The organism is Aminobacter sp. BA135 (assembly GCF_050859125.1).
GTDB lineage: Bacteria > Pseudomonadota > Alphaproteobacteria > Rhizobiales > Rhizobiaceae > Aminobacter > Aminobacter ciceronei.
Genome location: NZ_CP139572.1, coordinates 5,071,204 through 5,094,238, shown reverse-complemented (window position 1 = coordinate 5,094,238; position 23,035 = coordinate 5,071,204). Strand labels below are relative to the sequence as shown.

13 protein-coding genes and 3 pseudogenes are annotated in these 23,035 nt (G+C 60.9%); 15 read left to right on the top strand and 1 reads right to left on the bottom strand.

The features are described from left to right. Positions 1-130: 130 nt before the first annotated feature. From SLT36_RS24770 to SLT36_RS24725, 10 genes and pseudogenes are all read left to right on the top strand, one after another. A complete protein-coding gene (locus SLT36_RS24770) occupies positions 131-1,681 on the top strand; it encodes a hypothetical protein (RefSeq protein ID WP_143976592.1) in 1,551 nt (516 codons plus the stop codon). Next, positions 1,678-2,580 (top strand): terpene synthase family protein, encoded by a 903-nt coding sequence (locus SLT36_RS24765; RefSeq protein ID WP_143976588.1) that lies wholly within the window; start codon positions 1,678-1,680, stop codon positions 2,578-2,580. Before SLT36_RS24770 ends, SLT36_RS24765 begins: the two co-directional genes overlap by 4 nt. A gap of 84 nt (positions 2,581-2,664) precedes the next feature. Then, the gene (gene fni / locus SLT36_RS24760) at positions 2,665-3,720 is read left to right on the top strand and encodes a type 2 isopentenyl-diphosphate Delta-isomerase (protein WP_006329110.1); all 1,056 of its coding nucleotides are present in this window, start codon (positions 2,665-2,667) and stop codon (positions 3,718-3,720) included. A gap of 406 nt (positions 3,721-4,126) precedes the next feature. Then, positions 4,127-5,779 (top strand): MFS transporter, encoded by a 1,653-nt coding sequence (locus SLT36_RS24755; protein ID WP_027033423.1) that lies wholly within the window; start codon positions 4,127-4,129, stop codon positions 5,777-5,779. A 356-nt stretch (positions 5,780-6,135) separates the two neighbouring features. Next, positions 6,136-6,346: pseudogene (locus SLT36_RS24750) on the top strand (cold-shock protein). Positions 6,347-7,758: 1,412 nt separating this feature from the next. Beyond that, the gene (virD4, locus tag SLT36_RS24745; protein WP_027056329.1) at positions 7,759-9,450 is read left to right on the top strand and encodes a type IV secretion system ATPase VirD4; all 1,692 of its coding nucleotides are present in this window, start codon (positions 7,759-7,761) and stop codon (positions 9,448-9,450) included. Between the two features lie 353 nt (positions 9,451-9,803). Next, positions 9,804-10,844, top strand: a complete 1,041-nt coding sequence (locus tag SLT36_RS24740) for a type III secretion protein (protein WP_246135852.1) — start codon at positions 9,804-9,806, stop codon at positions 10,842-10,844. Between the two features lie 55 nt (positions 10,845-10,899). After that, positions 10,900-11,118 (top strand): annotated as a pseudogene (locus tag SLT36_RS24735) (type IV secretory system conjugative DNA transfer family protein); the annotation flags it as partial. 139 nt (positions 11,119-11,257) lie between these two features. Continuing rightward, entirely contained in the window at positions 11,258-16,474 is a 5,217-nt protein-coding gene (locus tag SLT36_RS24730) for a Ulp1 family isopeptidase (protein WP_432284816.1), read from the top strand. A gap of 121 nt (positions 16,475-16,595) precedes the next feature. After that, positions 16,596-17,163: pseudogene (locus SLT36_RS24725) on the top strand (IS66 family transposase); the annotation flags it as partial. Here the strand turns inward: SLT36_RS24725 and SLT36_RS24720 are convergent. Then, a complete protein-coding gene (locus tag SLT36_RS24720) occupies positions 17,139-17,864 on the bottom strand; it encodes a response regulator (protein WP_027033428.1) in 726 nt (241 codons plus the stop codon). The pseudogene SLT36_RS24725 and the gene SLT36_RS24720 overlap by 25 nt on opposite strands. Before the next feature lie 984 nt (positions 17,865-18,848). On the opposite strand from SLT36_RS24720, the gene SLT36_RS24715 reads away from it, so the two are divergent. The 5 genes from SLT36_RS24715 to SLT36_RS24695 all read left to right on the top strand — a co-directional run bounded on the left by SLT36_RS24715 (position 18,849) and on the right by SLT36_RS24695 (position 23,029). Next, entirely contained in the window at positions 18,849-19,064 is a 216-nt protein-coding gene (locus SLT36_RS24715) for a hypothetical protein (RefSeq protein ID WP_133117143.1), read from the top strand. 107 nt (positions 19,065-19,171) lie between these two features. Continuing rightward, positions 19,172-19,954: a type IV secretion system lytic transglycosylase VirB1 gene (locus tag SLT36_RS24710; RefSeq protein WP_027056324.1), complete on the top strand. Its 783-nt coding sequence runs from the start codon at positions 19,172-19,174 to the stop codon at positions 19,952-19,954. A gap of 74 nt (positions 19,955-20,028) precedes the next feature. Continuing rightward, on the top strand, positions 20,029-20,334 hold the full coding sequence (virB2, locus tag SLT36_RS24705) for a pilin major subunit VirB2 (RefSeq protein ID WP_245436993.1): 306 nt from the start codon (positions 20,029-20,031) through the stop codon (positions 20,332-20,334). Next, positions 20,334-20,660: a type IV secretion system protein VirB3 gene (locus SLT36_RS24700; protein ID WP_019856520.1), complete on the top strand. Its 327-nt coding sequence runs from the start codon at positions 20,334-20,336 to the stop codon at positions 20,658-20,660. Before virB2 ends, SLT36_RS24700 begins: the two co-directional genes overlap by 1 nt. Beyond that, positions 20,660-23,029 (top strand): VirB4 family type IV secretion/conjugal transfer ATPase, encoded by a 2,370-nt coding sequence (locus tag SLT36_RS24695; RefSeq protein ID WP_027056322.1) that lies wholly within the window; start codon positions 20,660-20,662, stop codon positions 23,027-23,029. Before SLT36_RS24700 ends, SLT36_RS24695 begins: the two co-directional genes overlap by 1 nt. Positions 23,030-23,035 lie beyond the last annotated feature (6 nt).

The following is a 23,035-nucleotide window of genomic DNA, read 5'->3' as shown; positions in this document are numbered from 1 at the left end:
GCGTCGCCGCGCCGGAGCAGGGCGCCGTCCGGCGCTGCCCGTGCGCCGGGCCGCGACGGGCCTGCGGCGACGTGCGCGGCGTCTGCCCGATCCTGGTTCCCGTCAACTGTCTGCAGAAGGAACATACCGCGTGAACGCGCTGTCCCAACAGATCCTTTCCGAATTGCGCCACCTGCTGATCGAGATGAGCGACGGCGGCAGCGTCGGTCCGTCCGTCTACGACACGGCGCGAGCTCTGCAGTTCCACGGCAACGTCGCCGGTCGGCAGGACGCATACGCGTGGCTCATCGCGCAACAACAGGCCGATGGCGGATGGGGAAGCGCGGACTTCCCGCTGTTCCGCCATGCGCCCACCTGGGCGGCGTTGCTGACATTGCAGCGTGCCGATCCTCTTCCCGGCGCTGCCGACGCAGTCCAGGCTGCAACCCGGTTCCTCGAGCGCCAGCCCGATCCCTACGCGCATTCGGTGCCGGAAGACGCGCCGATCGGCGCGGAGCTGATCCTGCCGCAGTTGTGCGGCGAGGCCGCATCCTTGCTGGGCGGCGTGGGGTTTCCGCGCCACCCGGCGCTGTTGCCGTTGCGGCAGGCGTGCCTTGTCAAGTTGGGGGCGGTGGCGACGTTGCCGAGCGGCCATCCGTTGCTGCACTCCTGGGAAGCCTGGGGAACGTCGCCGACCACCGCATGCCCGGACGACGACGGCAGCATTGGCATCAGTCCGGCGGCCACCGCCGCGTGGCGTGCGCAAGCCGTAACACATGGGAGCACGCCGCAGGTCGGGCGCACCGACGCGTATCTGCAGGCGGCATCGCGGGCGACGCGCAGCGGCATCGAAGGTGTCGTTCCCAACGTCTGGCCGATCAATATATTCGAGCCATGCTGGTCGCTGTACACCCTGCATCTGGCCGGGCTGTTCGCGCATCCCGCGTTCGCCGATGCCGTGCGCGTGATCGTCGCGCAGCTCGACGCCCGCATGGGCGTGCGCGGTCTGGGCCCGGCCTTGCACTTCGCAGCCGATGCCGACGACACCTCCGTTGCGTTGTGCGTCCTGCACCTTGCAGGTCGCGACCCGCCGGTCGATGCGTTGCGCGATTTCGAAATCGGCGAGCTATTCGTCACCTTCCCCGGCGAGCGCAATGCCTCGGTGTCGACTAACATCCATGCCCTGCATGCGTTGCGACTGTTGGGAAAGCCCGCCGCCGGCACCAGCTACTACGTCGAGGCCAATCGCAACCCGCACGGTCTATGGGACAACGAAAAATGGCACGTTTCGTGGCTGTATCCCACCGCGCATGCGGTCGCTGCGCTGGCGCAAGGCAAGCCCCAGTGGCGCGACGAGCGCGCGCTGGCGGCGCTGCTGCAGGCGCAGCGCGATGACGGCGGCTGGGGCGCCGGTCGCGCGTCCTCATTTGAAGAAACCGCCTATGCGCTGTTCGCGTTGCACGTCATGGACGGGAGCGAAGAGCCGACAGGGCGCCGGCGCATCGCGCAGGCGGTGGCGCGTGCGCTGGAGTGGATGCTCGCTCGCCATGTGGCGCATGCATTGCCGCAGACGCCGCTGTGGATCGGCAAGGAACTGTATTGCCCCACCCGGGTCGTGCGCGTGGCCGAACTCGCCGGGTTGTGGCTGGCGCTTCGTTGGGGGCGGCGCGTCCTGGCCGAGGGAGCAGGAGCGGCGCTATGATCCAGACCGAAAGCGCGCTGCAGCAGGTGCTGGAGTGGGGGCGTTCCCTGACAGGGTTCGCCGACGAGCATGCCGTGGAAGCGGTCAGGGGCGGCCAGTACATCCTGCAGCGCATCCACCCGAGCCTGCACGACACCAGCGCCCGCACTGGCCGCGATCCGCAGGACGAAACGCTGATCGTGGCGTTCTATCGCGAACTGGCGCTGCTGTTCTGGCTCGACGATTGCAACGATCTTGGCCTGATCGCGCCGGAGGAACTCGCTGCGGTGGAGCAGGCGCTGGGGCAGGGCGTGCCGTGCGCGCTTCCCGGATTCGAGGGCTGCGCTGTGCTGCGCGCTTCGCTGGCCGCGCTCGCCTACGATCGTCGCGACTATGCTCGGCTGCTCGACGACACCCGGTGCTACTGCGCGGCGCTGCGCGCCGGACACGCGCAGGCGGTAGGGGCGGAACGCTGGTCTTACGCCGAGTACCTGCACAACGGCATCGATTCGATCGCCTACACGAACGTGTTCTGTTGCCTGTCGTTGCTGTGGGGGCTGGACATGGCGACCTTGCGCGCGCGTCCGGCGTTTCGCCAGGTCCTGCGGCTCATCTCCGCGATAGGGCGCCTGCAGAACGATCTGCATGGACGCGACAAGGACAGGTCGGCGGGCGAGGCCGACAACGCGGCGATCCTGCTGCGGCAGCGCTATCCGGCTATGCCTGTGGTGGAGTTCCTCAACGACGAGTTGGCCGGCCATACGCGAATGCTGCACCGGGTGATGGCGGAAGAACGCTTTCCCGCGCCGTGGGGAGCGTTGATCGAGGCCATGGCGGCCATCCGCGCGCAGTACTACCAGACCTCGACCAGCCGCTACCGCAGCGACGCTGCGGGGGGAGGCCAGCGTGCGCCCGCCTGAACGGCGGGATGCGGCTGCGTGCGTGCGCTGCCGTCGGTCCGATCCGATGCAACGCCGTCCCCCGATGCGACGGATGGAGCGAGCATGAGCGATAGCGACAACATCCCGAGCCGGCGCAAGGACGACCATCTGGACATCGTGCTGGATCGGCGAACGGCGCCGGCCACGGTCGCCGCCGGCTGGGAGTACATCCGTTTCGAACACTGCGCATTGCCCGAGTTGGACCTGACGCAGATCGACCTGCGCGCCTCGCTGCTGGGCAAGACCATGCGCGCGCCGCTGCTGATCAGCTCCATGACCGGCGGCGTGCCACGCGCCGAGGCCATCAACCGGCATCTGAGCGAGGCAGCACAAGCCTTGGGGATCGCCATGTGCGTCGGTTCGCAGCGCGTGAGCCTGCAATCCCGCAACTCCCAGGGGCTGACGCGCGCGCTGCGCCGCATGGCCCCAGACATTCCCTTGCTGGCTAATATCGGCGCCGCGCAACTGCGCGAGGCCGACGGCCTGGACCTGGCGCGCCGGGCGGTGGATGCGCTGGAGGCCGATGGACTCATCGTCCATCTCAATGCGCTGCAGGAAGCGGTACAGCCGGAGGGCGACCGCGACTGGCGCGGCGTCCTGGCGCAGATCGCTCGCGCCGCGCGCAGCGTGGACGTGCCGATTGTGGCCAAGGAAGTGGGGTCGGGCCTGTCCGCCTCGGTGGCCTGCGCGCTCGTCAAGGCGGGCGTGGCGGTCATCGATGTCGCCGGCGCCGGCGGCACCAGTTGGGCCGCGGTGGAGGGCGAGCGCGCCCGCGATGCCGCCGACCGTGCAGTGGCGATGGCGTTCGCCGACTGGGGGATTCCGACCCCGGCCAGCGTGCAGGCGGTACGTCGGGCGCTGCCAACTGTGAAGCTGATCGCGTCGGGCGGGATCCGCGACGGCGTCGACGTGGCCAAGGCCATCCGCCTGGGCGCGGACATCGCCGGGCAGGCGGCCGGCGTGCTGCGCGCGGCGACGGTGTCCACCGAGGCGGTTGTCGCGCATTTCGAGATCGTCATCCGCCAGTTGGCCGTTGCCTGCTTCTGCACCGGCTCGGCTGATCTGGCGGCGTTGCGTCAGGCGCGGTTGTTGCCCTCGGCGCATCTGCCCGCCGGTTGATGCCGGCGTCGCCCGCACGTGGCGGCGGGCGCCTAGCAGGCTGCTGAATACCTACGCCAAAGATAGACTACTGATCCACCTTGGCGAGGCGGTTCAATGCGCGGGAGCTCGTGATCACCAGAAGGGAAGTCGATGCCCAGGACGTGGCTTGGTTGGAGACGCTAAGGAACGTCAAACTGACGATTCTTGTAACGTGGTCGGGGATCGACAACGACAGGATCGAACCGGTCTCGTCCCGCATAGCGGAACGATAGCTCCACCGGAAGCATTCGGTTCTGCCACAGCATCGGCCAGGCAAAAATAACTTGCGTTGCGCAGATAAAATGCCCTGATCCTGCCATTCCTCCATGGGCACGTGGGCGGGGAGAAATCTCATACAACTGGCAGCGAAGGGAGGCTCGGCCCAATGAGCGGGGTGGCGCGTGAAGAAGTTAATCCGGTGTCATCGGCAACGTTCGCGCCGCTCGAGAATTCAACTTTCCGTCCGATCTGGATTGCCACACAGGTATCCAGTCTAGGGTGGCTGATTCAAATGGTTGCCATCAGTTGGCTGATGGCGACCATTTCGACATCGGATGTGATGGTCGCCTTGGTGCAGGCTTCGACAACCTTGCCCACATTCCTCCTGTCAATTATCGCCGGCGCCCTAGCGGACAATTACAGCCGCCGCAATCTCATGTTCGCTGGCTGGTGCGTGATAGCATTGTCCTCGACGATGCTGACTGTTCTTGCAGGTCTCGGAATTTTCAATCCATGGATGGTTCTTGCATTCAGCTGTTTGGCCGGAGTAGGCGCCGCTTTCACCGACCCCGCCTGGCACGCGTCGGTTGGCGATATCCTGCGAAAGCGCGATGTTCCGGCCGCCGTCACGCTTATCTCGGTCGGATATAACGCCGTCCGAAGCATCGGCCCCGCTCTCGGTGGCGTCGTCGTTGCTTCCTTTGGCCCTTTGACGGCTTTCGCAGTGGCGACACTTACATATCTGATGCTGCTGTGGACCATAGGGCGCTGCAAATGGCATGTTCGCTCGTCACCGCTGCCGAGTGAACCATTGACCACGGCGATCCATGACGGAGCGCGCTTCACTGCCCTGTCATCCGAAATCAAGGCAGCAATTGCCCGCGGTGCCCTCTTTGGGCTGACGAGCATCTCTATACTAGCGCTCTTGCCTCTCGTCGCCCGCGATCAGCTGGGGGGAGGGCCAGTCGTTTACGGCATCCTGATGGCCGGCTTCGGGACCGGCGCCTTGTTCGCCGGCATCTGCAACAACATTCTGAGACGGAGGCTGTCCCAGGAACGTTTGACGACACTGTCGTGCATCGCCTGTGCGGCTTGTTGTCTATCGCTTGCTTTCACCCCCTCGGTGGCGGTGGCGGCTATCGCGCTGGCGCTCGGCGGCGCGGGCTGGGTCGTGACCTGGACCGGGCTGGACGTAAGCGTCCAGTTGGCGAGTCCAAGGTGGGTCGTTGGTCGCACGCTCTCGATCTATTATGCCCTTTCATCCGGCGGCATCGCGGCTGGCAGCTGGCTGTGGGGTACGGTGGCCGAGAGCTATTCGCTGAGCTCGGCTCTGGAGCTTTCAGGTGGCGCGCTGCTGCTGGTCGCTGGCACCGGCTTCCTGCTGCCCATCCGTCAATGGAAAGATTCCGATCAGGCTCCTCTTGGCTTCGAAACGCCTCAGGTTGCCCTGGATTTGAAGCCCCGAAGCGGGCCGATCGTCGCCAAGATCGAATATTCAATACCCGAAGCAAATGTCGAAGCGTTCCTGGAGCAGATGCGGGAACGGCGGCGAGTACAAAGCGGCGTTGGTGCGCGACACTGGAATCTCCAGCGCGACCTCCAGCAGCCTTCGCGTTGGACAGAAACCTTCCGCACCCCGACCTGGATGGACTACCTTCGCCTGAACCACCGCCTTACGGCAGCCGACAAGGAGTTGGACCAGCGTCTCCTCGCATTGCACCTGGGAGAGCTTCCTCCTCGAACCACGCTTGCGATCGAGCGGCCGACTGGAGCTGGCCGCAAGCGGGACCAATCGATGCGGTTCTTTTTCCGGCGTTGACATCCGTCCAGGCGTCCGCGCTGGTGAGACAGGATGGGTTGGAAACGAGCCAACGCTCTCACCATCCGTTTTGCAGATCGGCTTCGATCCATTCGGGTGGTTGCCGAGCCGGCATACTGGGCGGCTCAGACGTATCCTTGTCGGAGAGATTCCTCGGCACTCGAGCGTCTTGCAGCGCGTTGCGCTCAAGCTCACCGGCACCTGTTCGGTGCGTTCCCAAACAGAGCAATGGCTTTTCGCGCCGCAACCCCGAGGTGGGTAATTCTGGTTTTTGCTGGGTTTAACTCTACGAAATATGAACAGGATCGGCTTCACGGCCCGTCTGGTTCGCACTGGCCACAAAGGAATACACAGATATGGCGACCGGAACAGTGAAGTGGTTACAGCACCAAAGGTTTTGGCTTCATCCAGCCCGATGACGGCGGTCAGGACGTTTTCGTCCATATTTCAGCTGTAGAACGGGCTGGACTTTCAAACCTCGTTGACGGGCAGAAGATCAAGTACGAGATCGAGCAGGACCGCCGTAGCGGCAAGTCCTCCGCAGGTAGTCTCAGCAAGGTAGGCTGATTTTCTCGTCGGACCCGCAGAGCGCGAAGGATAAGTCAAGCCGAAGGTACCATCGTCATTCGCGGGGCGTATCGCGACGGACTCTCTTATACGAGACGATCCTGATGCGTCACGCAAACGGTGAATCACGAACGCTCTCGCCGCAAACCCCTTCCGCCCGGAAATCTGCCCCGGTTACGGCTCTCGGCGTATCCCAGAGTTGGGAGAAGCTTCTGCCAGACTACAACTGTAACCTCATATCGGTTTAGCAGGTCAAGCGTCGGTGGTACCCTGATTGGGTAACTTAACCACTTTGGAGGCCGAGCAATGGATCGCGATAACAAACGGGCACGCGCAGCTGCAAGTTCATCCCAAGACGTGGGGAATCGCAGTACCCTCCGTGACCTTCCATACGGACCATTGACCGATGTTGCAGAACGGCTGGTAAGCGCTAACCCGCGCGATACAGCGCGAAATCTTGGGACCTTCAAAGAACTCGGGAGGCGAGAGCGCATAGCCGTTCGGGGCACTCGAACCGAGCCAGAAACTGACCTCGCGAGATTTGAAACGCGGACCAATCAGCTTGGACGATCAGCCGTCGATCTGGGGGATAAATTGACTGCCGGGTTGGGACACACCTCGGATGAAGTAGCATTGGAGCAATTCAGAGCAGTCAGTAATGTGTCTCATTACCTTCGGCCAGAGACACAAGATAGTATTGTTAATCGCATTGGCAACATGGACCCACCTTCGCAAGCTATCGGAGCGCTTTACGCTGCGCAAAACTTCAGCAAGTTTAACGCTGAAAATAAAGCTCGCATTTTTGATCAGGCCGCTGAATTGGCTACCGATCCGGATGGCCACGTCAGGTCGACAGCATCCAATGCTATGTACGCGATGTATCACCAGTTAGATCCAAATCAACAGGCCCAAGCTCACTCAATTCCCGGCATGCAAGACATCTTGCCGCAGATGCCTCCTCCGCGGCATGCAGCAGAGGAACGCAGTGCGGATCTGGACGCCCACATAGCAGGTATTGGGGCTGCAGTCCGTGATACAGTTGGCCCTCAAACCTCCCACGAACAGCTGCAGCGGGGTGGTCAAGTCGGCCGGGACATAAGCCACTCCTACAATCACGCCCGAGAGGATCTAATGGAGGCTAGGAGAAGCAGAGATCGCACCGGCCGTTGAGGTCTCGGCCATGGCAGTAACGCTTCCTCTCCCGAATTCCGTTCACGGCCTTGCTGTTTCCAATTCCCTGGCCGTCGACGTATCTGCTTAGTGAAACTTTCAAAATCCACGTCTGCCGGGTGGCGCGATGCAAGCATCGCACCACCCGCTGCGGCATCGATCTGTCGAGCGTCGGCATCGCGACCTCGGTTCGGTGTCAAAAGCAAGCGCAGCATCAGCACGGCTAATTCGGCCATGGAACAATGTCTTCTACAAAAACGACGTCCCCCAACATAGCCATTAGCATCGCGTGCTCACTCGCCTTGGGGTTCTGTGCGGCGAGTCTGTACGCAACCTTCCGCCACGGGGGTAGCGGCGAGGCTCTGATGGCGTTTGATGTCCGTGCCTTTTGGTTTGAGACGCCCTTCTATTTGGGTTTCGCAACCCCCGTTTTCTATCAGGGCGCGGCTATCGTGCTCTCGACATCCGCGGTTGTCTTGCTGATTCAGCAGTTCGTATTGCGCCGCAAGCTCGAACACCACGGGACCGCTCGTTGGGCTCGAGTGGATGAAATGCGACGCACGGGATATCTGCGACGATACCGTGGCGTGACAGGGCCGGTCTTCGGGAAGACGAGTGGTCCTTTCTGGCCTGGCTATTACCTGACCAATGGCGAGCAGCCTCACAGCCTCATCGTTGCGCCGACCCGCGCTGGCAAGGGCGTCGGCATAGTCATTCCAACGCTCCTTACATTCAAAGGCTCAGTGATAGCTCTGGACGTCAAGGGGGAGCTCTTTGAGCTCACCTCTAGGGCGCGCAAAGCCGCAGGCCACGAAGTGTTCAAATTCGCGCCGCTGGATTCGGAGCGGCGCACCAACTGCTACAATCCGCTGTTGGACCTTATAGCGCTGCCTCCGCAGCTGCAATTCACCGAAGCCCGCCGCTTGGCCGCAAACCTGATCACGGCCAAGGGGGAGGGGGCGGAAGGTTTCGTCAGCGGCGCGCGAGATATCTTTGTCGCGGGGATCCTTGCCTGCATCGAGCGGGGCACGCCAACAATCGGCGCCGTCTATGATCTGTTCGCTCAGCCGGGGGAGAAGTTTAAGCTCTTCGCGCAGCTCGCCATGGAGACCCGGAACAAAGAGGCACAACGCATCTTCGACGACATGGCGGGGAACGATACAAAAATCCTAACCTCCTACACGTCCGTGCTCGGCGATGGCGGGCTCAACTTGTGGGCGGATCCGGCTGTCAAGGCGGCTACAAGTCGCTCGGACTTTTCGGTCTATGATCTTCGCCGTCGCAGAACGTGCATCTATCTTTGCGTTGGTCCGAACGACCTTGAGGTGATCGCGCCTTTGATACGCTTATTTTTTCAGCAAACCGTTTCAATTCTACAGCGGTCGCTGCCCCGCCAGGACGAAAAGCACGAGGTTCTCTTTCTGCTCGATGAGTTCAAGCACTTGGGGAAGCTGGAGGCGATCGAGACCGCAATTACGACTATCGCGGGCTACAAGGGGCGTTTCATGCTCATCATCCAAAGCCTTTCGGCACTAACGGGGGCTTATGGAGAGGCTGGTAAGCAGAATTTTCTCAGCAATACCGGACTGCAAGTGTTCATGGCCACGGCCGATGACGAGACTCCAACCTACATTTCCAAAGCCATCGGTGAATACACGTTTGAAGCCAAATCGATTTCCTACAGCCAGTCGCGAGCGTTCGACCGGAACATTCAGAATTCGTTTCAAGGTGCGCCGCTGCTGCGTCCCGAACAGGTTCGGCTGCTCAATGACGAGTACGAGATTGTTCTCATCAAAGGTCTGCCGCCATTGCAACTGAGGAAGGTGCGATATTTTTCGGACCGGATCCTTAAACGCATCTTTGAAAGCCAGACAGGCGCCCTCCCGGAGCCGGCACCCTTGATGGAAGCTCATCCAGATGACACTGACGGTTAAGCGCCCGTCTCGCGTATCCGTCCCTCGGCGATCAGAAACTCCACTACAGGTGAACGGCTATGGGAATTTGCATCTCCAAATCCTCCGGATCGACTCGACATGCCACATATGACACGGAAGAGTCGCCGCGAGAATCCACGGCAGCGCTGAGGGTCTCCGTGGGCACGCCTGCCGACAGGTTGCGACGGGGCGGAGATGCGCCTCTGGAGCCACATCAGATCCAGCAGGCCGCCTATCATATGGGAGCGTGTGTCGTCGGTGACGACGTCACCAGCCCGATAAGACTCGCGACAGCGGGGCAAACAGTTCACGACGTTCGCCTGCTGCTCAAGCATGGCCGGGGAAACGTTAAGGTGGACGACATTCCCTCTCACGGCCACAACAGCATCGGATCGTCGGTTGCAATGATGGGAGCAGACGACAACATTAAGGTTGCAGTGGCCGTAGTCATGGGAGCGGCGTGCTGCAATCAGACCGCTCCCCTTTCCGCTATCGTCCACGCCCCACACATGGCGGCCGACGAGCGGAGTACGACCTCTAGTGCTTCCGTGTCAATGAAAGAGATAACCGACGAAAGTGATGAGATCCCAGTCAAGACGGGTCACATTTGGAACGAACTGCGGCGCGGAAGCCGCGACCCGAGGTCGACCGTGGTTATGGATGCCTGGGCCAACGGTCCCGCTGTTCGGTTGAAAGACAGCGCATGGAGCGGAGTGCCGGTCAAGGAAGGTCATTGGTCGATGGACAAAAGCACCGCCGAATTCCTGAAAAACCGTGTTGAGGGGTTGATTCCGTTCGTGCATCCGGACACAAATGAACAGACTGCCAACGATTTGCGCCAGAAGCAAAACGCACCGGTATCGTGGAAAAAATATGCAGAAGTACAAGTGATCTCACCCGAGTTCGCTGATAGTGTACGCAACGCATTGTCCCGTATTCCTGAAGACCAACAAAAGGAAATCGCATCACTGATGATTCAGGGAGCCTACGGAATGGATCCTTCCTCGCGCACGCACCAAGACGCAGTGGAATCAGTTCTGGTGGCCGCCAACCAACTGGACTCGCTGCCCCGGCCACCTGTCGAGCCGCCGGAATTGGCGGTGTATCACCAGTTCGACGCAAATCAACAGGCCCAAGCTCACGCAGTTCCCGGCATGCAAGATATCTTGCCGCACATGCCTCCGCCGCAGCATGCAGTAGAGGAACGGAATGCGAATTTGGACGACCACATAGCAGGTATTGCGGCTTCAGTCCGTGATACAGTAGGCCCGCAAACCTCCCGTCAACAGCTGCGGCGGGGTGGTGAAATCGGGCAGTCCCTAAGTCACCCCTATAATCACGCCCGCGAGGATCTAATGGCTGCCTCCAGAAGCAGAGATCGCTCCGGCCGTTGAGGTCTCGGCCATGGTAAGTGACGGTTTCTCCTCGAATCCCGTTCACGGCCTTGCCAGCCAGGCGCGAACGTTCGATTGGAACATTCAGAATTCGCATCAAGGTGCACCGCTGCTGCGTCCCGAACAGGTTCGGCTGCTCGATGAAGACTACGAGATTGTTCTCATCAAAGGCCTGCCACCATTGCAATTGAGGAAGGTGCGATATTTTTCGGACCGCATCCTTAAACGCATCTTCGAAAGCCAGACAGGCGCCCTCCCGGAGCCGGTACCCTAGACGATAGCGGACGAGGGGCTCTCGGCAGAATCTCAACTCGATGACCCGCTGCGTGAATTGGCGCAGGATTTTTGACGATACAGTTTGATGTGAGGCTAGTGTGGACCCGCGAAATAGTAATCCATCCCGTGTAACAGCTTTGCCGCAGGTGCAGGACGCCGGCTTGGAAGAGGATCAAGCGGTCCAGGCCAGGCAAGTGGGCGTTGAGCAGCACCTTGCCGAGGCCCGGAGGCTGTTCGATCAAGCTGACGAGTCGCCAACAAATCCAGAGGAGCTTCAGCGACTGGACCAGGGGCTCCGCGAAGTGCTTCAGCAATGGCAGGATGAGCAAGCCGCCTCGCCTTCTTTCAGCGCTGAGGTTCCCGAGGCGCTCCGGCCGCTGTTCGATGATCGAGCTCACCAGCCGCCAACCAATGCAGAGGAGCTTCTGCGACTGGAACAGGGGTTCCGCGAAGTGCTTCAGCAGCGGCAGGATGATCAAGCCGCCTCGTCTTCGCTCAGCAACCCAGGGATGCGTGCTGGACCGGAGGACCCCAATAGAAGCGTGTCGGAGGCTTTCGCAACATCTGGGCACGCCGGAGTTCAGGCCGCCGCCCCGCCAGTCTTGGCTGCCAGCCAACAGCAGATCCGGCCCTCGCCGGATGCGCTCGACCAGGGCAACCACCTGCCACCCCAGGGGGGCATCATCAACAATGAACATTCCACACCGCTGTTGCGGCCAGCGGAGAGGCAGAGGGCCGTGGATAGGCCGCAAGCCGTCGCCATTCAGCAGCAGCCGAGCGAAATCGGCAATTCAGGCGGCCGCATGCCGATGCAGCCCCCCATGCAGCAATTGGGTGAATTGCCATTGCAAGGGGTACCGGTTCAAGGGACAGGGTCCGAACACATCGGAAGGCTGCATGCGGGAGCCGCGCCCTCAGCAAGGTCCGAGGCGCCCCCGGCTGCGATCGAGGACTCCATAAACGTTTCGTTCGCCGTCCCCAAAGACTTCTCCCATGGGACTCAACGCGTCCCAGACGCAATGCTCTCTTTCTTGGACCGCCCTGGCCCCTTGCCGGATGCTAGCCAAGCGCGGCAAGCGGGCTTTGAGCAGCACGTGGCCGAGCCGCGCCGAGCCGACCCTTTTGCGAGTGGCGCCCGTGCTTCCCGCTATCACCATCTGTCCGACGAACACCGGGACCTTATTGATAGAGCGATCGCCCACTCCCAGGAAAAATATGGCGAGACCACGGCCCGAAAATACACGTTTGCACTTCGCCGGTTGGCGAATGATCTCAGCGCTCGTGGCCAAGCGACCGATCTAAGAAATCACAAATCCCTGGTCGATCACGTCGGTGCCTTCTTTCCGAAAGACGTTGATATGAAGAGCGCGTTGAAGGCCCTGCGTGCGTATCATGAGCCGGGCTATTCAGCGACTGCTGGCGGCCCTGCTGCCAGCTATCCCCATCTGTCCGCCGAACACCGGGATGTTATTGATAAGGCGATCGACCGCGCTGCGGCTCAGCAAAACCAGAGCGCGGACACGCTGCGAATATACTCGAATGCGCTTCGCCGATTGGCGAATGATCTCGGCGCTCGTGGCCAAGCGACTGATCTAAAAAATCACCAATCCCTGGTCGATCACCTCGATACTTTCTTTCCGAATGACCAGAGCATTAAAACGGCGTTGAACGTCCTACGTGCGTATCATGATCCGGGCTATGCAGCGACTGGCTGGTGGCCAGCGGCGGTGCCTTCAAAGCCAGATGCGCGTATCTTGGAAAAATTAAGCAGTGACAGCGAGTTGGCCTTAAGCACCCGTGTCGTCTATGGTCGTCTTCTTCGCAGATTTTCTGAGCAGCTTGAGAGTCGGGGCCAGACGATCTCTGGGCTGGATCACAATTCGCGGACCGAACTCGCCGAGGCGTTGTTTCCAGGCAACAAGAAACTCCGCTTGGCGCTGCAGCGGGTTCACAATGCGGAGATTCCCGAGGCCTTGCGGCCGCTGTTCGATAATCGAGCTCACAAGCCGCCAACCAATCCAGAGGAGCTTCTGCGACTGGAACAGGAGTTCCGCGAAGTGCTTCAGCAGCGGCAGGATGATCAAGCCGCCTCGTCTTCGCTCAGCAACCCAGGGATGCGTGCTGGACCGGAGGACCCCAATAGAAGCGTGTCGGACGCTTTCGCAACATCTGGGCACGCCGGAGTTCAGGCCGCCGCTCCGCCAGTCTTGGCTGCCAGCCAACAGCAGATCCGGCCCTCGCCGGATGCGCTTGACCAGGGCAACCACCTGCCACCCCAGGGGGACATCATCAACAACGAACATTCCACAGCGCTGTTCCGGCCAGCGAAGAGGCAGAGGGCCCTGAATACGCCGCAAGCCGCCGCCATTCAGCAGCAGCCGCGCGAAATCGGCAATTCAGGCGGCCGCGTGCCGATGCAGCCCCCCATGCGGCAATTGGGTGAATTGCCATTGCAAGGGGTACCGGTTCAAGGGACAGGGTCCGAACACATCGGAAGGCTGCATGCGGAGGCCGCGCCCTCCGCAAGGGCTGAGGCACCCCCCGCTGCCATCGAGAACTCCATAAACGTCTCATTCGCCGTCCCCCAAGGCTTCTCCCATGGGACCCAACGCGTCCCAGACGCGATGCTCTCTTCCTTGAACCGCCCTGGCCCCTTGCCGGATGCTGGCCAAGCGCGGCAAGCGGGTTTTGAGCAGCATGTGGCCGAGCCGCGCCGAGCCGAACCTGTCGCGAGTGGCGCCCGTGCCACCGGCTATCCCCATTTGTCCGACGAACACCGGGACCTTATCGATAAGGCGATCGCCCACGCTGCGGCTCAGCAAAAATATAGCGAGAGCACGGTCCTAAAATACAGGTATGCACTTCGCCGGTTGGCAAATGATCTCGGCGCTCGTGGCCAAGCGACCGATCTAAAAAATCACCAATCCCTGGTCGATCACCTCGATGCTTTCTTTCCGAAAAGCGATGATATGAAGAGCGCGTTGCACGTCCTGCGTGCGTATCATGAGCCGGGCTATTCAGCGTCTGTTGGTGCCCCGGCTAACCGCTATCCCCACTTGTCCGACGAACACCGGGACGTGATTGATAAGGCGATCGCCCATGCTGAGGCTCAGCAACACCATAGCGCGCCGACGCTCCGAATATACTCGTATGCGCTTCGCCGATTGGCGAATGATCTCGGCGCTCGTGGCCAAGCGACTGATCTAAAAAATCACCAATCCCTGGTCGATCACCTCGATACCTTCTTTCCAAAAAACACTGACATAAAGGATATAAGGCCGGCGTTGAACGTCCTGCGTGCGTATCATGAGCCGGGCTATTCAGCGACTGGCCGGTGGCCAGTGGCGGTGCCTTCAAAGGCAGATGCGCATGTCTTAGAACAAGTGACCAGTGACAGCAGCTTGGCCCCAAGCACCCGTGTTGCCTATGGTCGTAGTCTTCGCAGATTTTCTGAGGCGCTTGAGAGGCGGGGCCAGACGATCTCTGGGCTGGATCATGATTCACGGATCAAATTCGCCGAGGCGTTGTTTCCAGGCAACGATTTTCTCCGCTTGGCGCTTGAACGGGTTCGCGATGCGAAGCCTGCGTCAGACAGGATCGTGGCGGACGCTTTGGCAGCGGCCGGCTCTGGGCACGCCGGAGTTGAGGCCGCCGCCCCGCCAGTCTTGGCTGCCAGCCAACAGCAGATCCGGCCCTGGCCGGATGCGCTTGACCAGGGCAACCTCCTGCCACCCGAGCGGTTCATCATCAACAATGAACATTCGACGGCGCCGTTGCGGCCGGCGGAGAGGCAGGGGACTGATAATCCGCAAAGCATCGCCATTCAGCAGCCGCCGAGCGAAGGCGGCCGCGTGCCGATGCAGCCCCCCATGCGGCAGTTGGGTGAATTGCCATTGCAAGGGGTACCGGTTCAAGGGACAGGGTCCGAACACATTGGAAGCCTGCATGCGGGAGCCGCGCCCTCAGCAAGGTCCGAGGCGCCCCCGGCTGCGATCGAGGACTCCATAAACGTTTCGTTCGCCGTCCCCAAAGACTTCTCCCATGGGACTCAACGCGTCCCAGACGCAATGCTCTCTTTCTTGGACCGCCATGGCCTCTTGCCAGATGCGGAAAAGCCGGAATGGCACTTCGATATTAATGGTCACGGCTACACCGCCCGGAGGCCGGAGGGGGGCAACGACGTTTGGCTCCTCCATCGCGGAGCGATAAGGGAAGCTGGAGCGGCAGCAGTACCGGCAAGGGCTCCGGGACCCGCCTTGCCAGCGACCGCCAGGCTCTCAGACACCCATCTCGGGGTTCCGTTGGTCGATCTGACCACCTCCTCCGATGCACACATCGAAGCCCTTCCGTCAGGCTCGTCCAATCTCCCCCGGGGGGCGGTGCTCGGGGCCACCCAACTGCTGGGCGACGAACATATCCAGAGGGATTACGAATTCCTCGAGCAGCAGCTGCAGCAGGCCGATCCAGCGCTCGCCGCCCGGACGCGGCTGGTCGATCCGTCGGTCTCCCATCTGCTGCGCCACATGGAGCAGCAAGACGCGCGAGGCACATTGCAGTCGATTTATAATCGAAACGCCGGCCCATCCGACTTCCTGTTCGTGCCAGTGAACGATGGGGTGGGTATTGACCACGGCACCCATTGGTCGCTGCTCCTCGTAGATCGCCGCGATCCGGAAAGAGCGGTCGCCTATCACTACGACTCCATCCAGCAAAATGAACAGCGATACAACGACGCGCCTGCACGAAAGCTCGCTACAAGACTGGACGCGACCCTGGTAACACCCGACATGGCGCAGCAGAAAAACGCTGTTGACTGCGGCGTCTTCGTGGTGGACGGCACGCGCGAGCTGGTTCGTCGATTGGCGAACGAAGAGCGGCCAGACCAGCAGCTGCCGCTGCACCTCAACTACCTCGTCGCCGATCGGCAGGCGCTGCAAAACCGACTGAGAGAGGGCCGCTTGCCGCACGAGCTTGCCGCAAGCCCCGCCGAAGCTTTGGCAGCAGCCGGGTCGCAGGTGCAACACGCCGCGTTGCAAGAGCAGCAAGCCAGACAGGTCGCGCCAGCGCCGTTGGAACGGCACTTGGGCCAGACGCGCGAGGCCGAGGACAAGCTGACGAGTACACTGCACAGGAGCAACCGCGTGAACAGCGGGGGCGTCATCATCAACACTGAACGTTACACAGCGCCGTTGAGACCGGCGAAAAGGCAGAGGACTGACAATTCGCAAAGCCTCGCCATCGGGCGGCAGCCGAGCGACGCAAACACAACGTCCATCGGCCAAGCCTCCGATCAAGCCCGAGCGGACCTCCTGGCTTCCTTCAGGAGCAGAGAGCGCTCCGACGCTGGGCGTTGAGCTCGACGGCTAAGCAGAACAGCTCTTTTGGCGACGGAGAGGCTGATGCGATCTCCGGACCGGTAGCTCTCGCCGCAATTGATCAGACTGGCACTGTTGGAAGGCGATGTAGGCCTGGAACTCGCCGATCGCCAGCGAGGCGCTGAGACGATCGCCCACCTCAATAAGATCGAGGACGATATCCGCGGCCGACCGGCCGATGAACGCCGTGCGACGCGTCGGGAAAATAGCCGCGCTATTGTCGCCATCTTGAACCTTGGCTGCGTGAAAGCTCGGCCTGATCGGTCAGAAGACCAAGGTCGCCAAGGCAATCCGCTACACGCTCTCACGCTGCGAAGGCCTCTCGCGCTTCGTTGACGACGGTCGCACCGAGATCGACAACAACACCGTCGAGCGCTCAATCCGTCCGCAAGAACGCGCTCTTCGCCGGCTCGAACGGCGGTGCCGAACACTGGGCGGTCATTGCGTCGTTGATCGAAAGCTGCAGGCTCGATGGTGTCGAGTCACTCGGTTATCTCGCCGACGTCCTCACCACCAGGATCGTCAACAGCCATCCCAGCCAGATCGACGAGATGCTGCCTTGGGTCAGACATCCAGGCGCCGAGCTAAGGGCCGCCAGAAAACACCGCCACGCTTCATCAGCCAATCTCCAGAATAGCTCCTGTCACGCGGCCAAGGTGCCTCCGTAGCTAACGTCTACGTCAGCGTTGAAGAAATACCCTGCACCACGGCATGTCTTGACTAGCCTTGGATTGGCCGCATCAGCCTCCAGCTTTCGGCGCAAGCGCAAGATTAGGACATCGATACTTCGATCGTAGACCTCTTCTCCACGCACACGGCTCGCGAGCAAAAGCCGTTCTCTGGATAGGACATTGCGGGGGTTCTCCAGGAACGCGATCAGCAGGTTGAACTCACATGCGGTAAGCTTGACTTCGCCACGCTCCGCACAGATCAGTCGCCGCTGCTTGACGCTGAGCTTCCAGGCTCCGAACCGAAATGAGCGATGATCTTTCGTTCGCGGACTGGAAATGCGCTGGCGTAGCCCTACTCGAATGCGGGCCAAGAACTCGCGCAGCCCGAAAGGCTTGGGAATGAAATCGGTTGCGCCGAGCTCCAGCGCAACGACTTTTTCCGCCTCATCAAGCCGGTCGCCGCTGATCACTATGATGGGTAAATCCGATTTCGTCGCGAGGTTGCGGACGATGGCAAGCCCATCCTCCCGGCCGAGGTTGAGGTCAACAACCACGAGATCGACTGGCTCATGCGATAGAACGTAGTTAAACTGCTTGCTATCGTTGACTGCGGTCACCTTCAAGGCATGCATCATGAGATACTGGGAGATGAGGCGTCGCATTGCGGCATCATCGTCAATGACAAGAACATGTTTCAACGGCTCACCTTCAATCTTGAATCCCCTTGTCTAAAGCTGTTGCCGAGCAACCCTTGGGGCACCGACGCAGGACAGCTGCCCCTTGCTACCACTCGCCGGTGCGTGCGGCCAATGTGAGGCCGTTGCTCGGCCTGGTCTTTTCATCCACAGCGAATTGACCGCATCCAGGCAGCCGGTGGCCACCACACAGCTGCAAGCGCCGGTATGACCCTGCCGAGTGGTCCTTCGCTTATTCGCGAGCTCCGCCGTTGGTGTAGGCCTGCCAACACCACTTGATTACGACGGCACGGACGCCCGGTCGCTTGCCATGTCCTTGCATCTTCTTCGCGTTTCTGGCGCTTGCGGACCTGGATCACCTCGAAATCCTCCCGCTCGTGCGTGCGGCTCCGACGCGGTGGAGCACCGCGGCGGTTGACTGATCGCAGAGGCGGTTGGCCGAAGAACGGCCGTGATTCGCTATAGTGGCCTTGTGCCACCGGTATGTCTCCTGCCCAAGGCAGGTCATTGGGAGGTGGCCGGCGGCGCCAATCCTGTTCCCGGCGATCGGCAGGTCCGGTTACGGTTACGGTTACCTTGCGAGCTAACATTTCTCAGTTGATGCAATACCTTCCTTTTGAGCCTGTCACTGTACTTGTCGAGAGCGCTGTCGGACTGCGTCAATCCGCCTGCGGTTTCTGCCGATGGGACTGTGCGTGACCCACCAGTTCGCGGCGCGGCCGAACAGCTGAACCAGGTCTCGCACCAGGCCGGCTGCGCCGCCACGTCTTCCCAGTTGACCCTCGTCCCCGCGTATTTTGCGCCTCCGACGAGCTTCGCGGACGAACTCGCGGTTTCAACCAATGCCTGAGTATGCAGGGCGCATGGCTGTCTCTTGCAACAACGGCAGCATGCCGCAACATTGGGCAGCTCGGCGCCCTAGTCGGTTCTCGCGTTCGATCGACCCAAGCTTCCGCAGCCTGAGATGAACCCGCCAAGCTCCCCATTTTGTCCTTCGGCCAGGCGCTGACACAAGATTCCATCACCGCCCATGCCAAGTCGCAGTTGACGCTGCAGGAGCAACGGACGGCCGGGGCGGGCAATCCCGCGCAGGAATGGTCCACCACGATGGTCGAGATGTGCCGGCTGATCGCGCCCGCGCAACCCGCGCATGCGCAAGGTGCCCATGCACCCGGACATGAACAAGCTCTTTGCTTCAGTTGAAACCGAAAAGCTGAACTTGAACATCACGCAGTAACAAACCTGCCCGATAAGCGCGTGCCGGACAGGGCCAGAACCGGTCCGGACGCTTGGAAAGGTAGGGGATAGGAATGTTTATTGCAGCTTGGCCGCTGGCCATCGCCCTGTTGACATCCATGTCATTCCCCGCCGAGCCCGCGCCACTTTCGCCCCGTGAATTCCACCGCCTGTCGCGCAAATGCGCTCCCTGGGTTGCGCCGTCCACGCTCGCCGCGATTGCCAAAATTGAAAGTGGCTTTGAAACGCTGGTGGCTCATGACAACACCACAGGTGAGCAGCTTCGCTGGATAGACCGCCTGGAAGCGACGCGGGGCATCAAGAACCGCCTCGAAGCACAACATTCTGTCGATGTCGGATTGATGCAGATAAACAGCAAGAACTTTTCCTTCCTCAATCTCACGCCGGAAAAGGCTTTCGAGCCCTGCGCCTCGCTATCGGCCGCCGCCCACTTGCTTGAAAGCCGGTATGCCGGCGGCACGACTGCTCCGGCGCAGCAACTGGCGCTTCGCCGTGCCATCTCGGCCTACAACACGGGCGACGTCACGCGTGGCTTCACCAACGGTTATGTACGCAAGGTCGAGTCAGCCGCAAAGGACATCTCGAGTCACCCCGAGCCAACCCTGGAGCCGACCGCTCAAGATGCGCCACACCTTGAGGCACCCGGTCGGAAAGCCGTGCCGCCTCTGCTCCAACAGAGCCAACAGGCCAATGGAAAGCAGCCCAAACGAAATTCTTGGGACATCTGGGGCTCGTATGAGTCAAACCGCTCCGGGGCCGATCCCTCCGGTCCGACAGGCAGCCAGGCTGCGGAAGAGCGGGAATCCTCGAACCCGAACAAACTCGTATTCGATTGAACCATGGAGATACAATGATGACGCCACTCAAAATACTTCGTGCGCTTAAAACGCGTGTTCCTTCGCCTTTTTCCATGCTGCGCACGGCGGCTGAATATGTACCGGCCGCTGCTGCAGGCGCCGCGTGGACGGTCTTCTCCATCGGGCCAGCCTCGGCTCAGGTGACCGGAGGGACGGATCCCGCCAAGATGGTCCAGAATATCTGCACCTTCATACTTGGCCCCTTCGGACAATCACTGGCCGTGCTCGGACTCGTGGCCATCGGCATCTCTTGGATGTTCGGTCGTGCTTCACTTGGCTTGGTTGCGGGTGTCGTTGGAGGGATCGTCATCATGTTCGGCGCCAGCTTCCTGGGCAAGGCGCTCATAGGCGGTGGCTGATGAGCGACCGGTTGGAAGTGAGCACCCTCTATGTGGCGGCGACACGCCCCGCACTGTTTCTGGGGGTGCCGCTGACGCTGGCCGGATTGCTGATGATGTTGGCTGGTCTCGTCATCATTGTCCTTCAAAACCCACTTTATGAAATCGTGCTCGTGCCACTCTGGTTCGGGGCACGGCTGGTGGTTGAGCGTGACTATAACGCCGCAAGCGTCGCGCTCCTCTATTTGCAGACTGCCGGCAGAAGCGTGGACGGGCCGGTCTGGGGTGGCGCGAGCGTCAGCGCCAATCCGATCAGAGTGCCGAAACGCGGAAGAGGAATGGTGTAATGTTTGGCGCCAGTGGCCGGACCGAGAGATCTGGCGAGATCTATCTTCCGTATGTCGGTCATCTCAGCGATCAGGTTGTCCTGCTGGAAGACGGATCGATCATGGCCATGGCACACGTGAACGGCCTGCCCTTTGATTTGGAAGACGCAGAGATGCGCAATTCGCGCTGCCGCGCGTTCAACACTCTCTTGCGCAACATCGCGGATGACAATGTCACGCTATACGCTCATCTTGTGCGCAATAACGATGTGCCGGAGCCGGCATCGCGCCAGTTTCAAAGTGCATTTGCTGGCAGTCTGAGCGAGGCCTATGAGCGCCATGTGCTGTCGGGCAAGCTCTTTCGCAACGATCACTTCCTCACTATCGTCGTGTCCCCCCGCACCGCAATCGGCAAGATAGGCTGGCGCATTGCCAAATCCCCCAGACGGAATGACAACGATCTGGCCACACAAATGCGAAGCCTGGAGGACCTCTGGCAGATCATTGCTGGCTCACTCGGCGGTTACGGTCTGCGCCGGTTGGGTATTCGCGAGAAAGGCAACGTGCTCTTCACGGAAATTGGTGAGGCGCTTCGGTTGATAATGACTTGCCGGTTTCTTCCGGTTCCGATGGTTACCGGCTCGCTTGGCGCCTCGATCTACACTGATCGGGTCATCTGCGGGAAGCGGGCGCTTGAGATTCGAAGACCCGGGGATAGCTCCGTGGGATCATTGTTTTCGTTCCGTGAATATCCGGCGACGACGCGGCCAGGCATGCTAAATCCCTTACTGTCCGCCAACTTCCCGCTTGTCCTGAGCCAGAGCTTTTCCTTCCTCACTCGGCCACAAGCTCATGCGAAGCTTAGCCTTAAATCCAGCCAGATGACGAGCGCCGGCGACAAGGCTCTCACCCAGATCAATGAACTTGCCGAGGCAGAGGACGCACTGGCAAGCAACGAGTTCGTCATGGGTTCGCATCATCTGAGCCTGTGCGTCTATGGCGACAGCCTCAATAGCCTTGCAGATCGCGCAGCAAATGCGCGCGCAAGGCTGGCCGACACAGGCGCCGTTATCGTCCAAGAGGGTATCGGCATGGAGGCCGCGTACTGGTCCCAACTCCCGGGGAACAACAGGTGGCGCACGCGCCCCGGGGCGATCACCTCGTACAATTTTGCCGGGCTTGTCTCATTTGAGAACTTCCCCAGCGGTTCCAGCTCCGGCCACTGGGGCAAAGCTGTTGCGCGCTTTCGCACAAACGGTGGAACGTCTTTCGACTACATCCCCCATGAGAATGACGTCGGCATGACGGCGATATTCGGACCCGTCGGCAAAGGCAAGACGACGCTGATGACCTTTATCCTCGCGATGCTTGAGCAAAGCGTGGTCGATCGCAATGGTGCCATCGTCTTTTTCGATAAAGACCGGGGTGGTGAACTGCTGGTGCGAGCCACGGGAGGGACATACCTTGCGTTGCGCAGAGGCGCTCCGAGCGGCTTGGCCCCTCTGCGCGGACTGGACAACACCTCCGCCTCGTTGGACTTTCTGCGCGAATGGCTGATGGCCCTCATCGAGAGTGACGGCCGTGGTCCGATCTCGCCGGAGGAAAGCCGTCGACTGGAACGTGGCATTCTTCGTCAACTTTCGTTCGAACCCGCCATGCGCTCACTTGCGGGCCTGCGCGAATTCCTGCTGCACAGCCCCTCGGAGGGCGCGGGAGCACGGCTGCAGCGGTGGTGTAGAGGGAATGCGCTTGGATGGGCCTTTGACGGCGATGAGGACGAAGTCAGGCTGGATGCCTCCATTACCGGCTTCGACATGACGCAGCTCCTGGAATTTGAGGAGGTTTGTGCGCCGGCCGCCGCATATCTTCTTCACCGCGTGGGCGCTGTTGTCGATGGCCGTCGGTTCGTCATGAGCTGCGACGAATTTCGCTTCTATCTGCTCAACCCGCAGTTCTCGGCTGTTATCGACAAGTTCCTGCTCACCGTCCGCAAGAACAACGGCATGTTGATACTCGCAACGCAGCAGCCTGAACACGTGCTTGAATCGCCCCTCGGAGCCAGTCTCGTTGCACAATGCATGACCAAGATCTTCTACCCATCACCGACGGCCGACCGGGCCGCGTATGTCGATGGCTTGAAGTGCACCACGCAGGAGTTCGAGGCAATCCGCCAGGGAATGGCAATTGGCAGCCGCAAGTTTTTGCTCAAGCGCGAGAGCGGGAGTGTTGTTTGCGAATTCGATCTTGGCCAGATGCGCGAGTATGTAGCCGTACTCTCGGGGCGGGCCAACACCGTGCGCTTTGTCGACCAGCTTCGTGACCAGCACGGAGATGCCCCAAGTGCGTGGCTCAACAAGTTCATGACTCGTTACCACGAAATTCAAGACTGACGGAGG

Excerpts from the sequence above, each read along its gene's own strand:
- virB2 (WP_245436993.1), top strand. The coding sequence starts at position 20,029 with ATGCTGCGCACGGCGGCTGAATATGTACCGGCCGCTGCTGCAGGCGCC.
- virD4 (WP_027056329.1), top strand. The coding sequence starts at position 7,759 with ATGTCTTCTACAAAAACGACGTCCCCCAACATAGCCATTAGCATCGCG.
- SLT36_RS24700 (WP_019856520.1), top strand. The coding sequence starts at position 20,334 with ATGAGCGACCGGTTGGAAGTGAGCACCCTCTATGTGGCGGCGACACGC.
- SLT36_RS24710 (WP_027056324.1), top strand. The coding sequence starts at position 19,172 with ATGTTTATTGCAGCTTGGCCGCTGGCCATCGCCCTGTTGACATCCATG.
- SLT36_RS24755 (WP_027033423.1), top strand. The coding sequence starts at position 4,127 with ATGAGCGGGGTGGCGCGTGAAGAAGTTAATCCGGTGTCATCGGCAACG.
- SLT36_RS24695 (WP_027056322.1), top strand. The coding sequence starts at position 20,660 with ATGTTTGGCGCCAGTGGCCGGACCGAGAGATCTGGCGAGATCTATCTT.
- SLT36_RS24765 (WP_143976588.1), top strand. The coding sequence starts at position 1,678 with ATGATCCAGACCGAAAGCGCGCTGCAGCAGGTGCTGGAGTGGGGGCGT.
- fni (WP_006329110.1), top strand. The coding sequence starts at position 2,665 with ATGAGCGATAGCGACAACATCCCGAGCCGGCGCAAGGACGACCATCTG.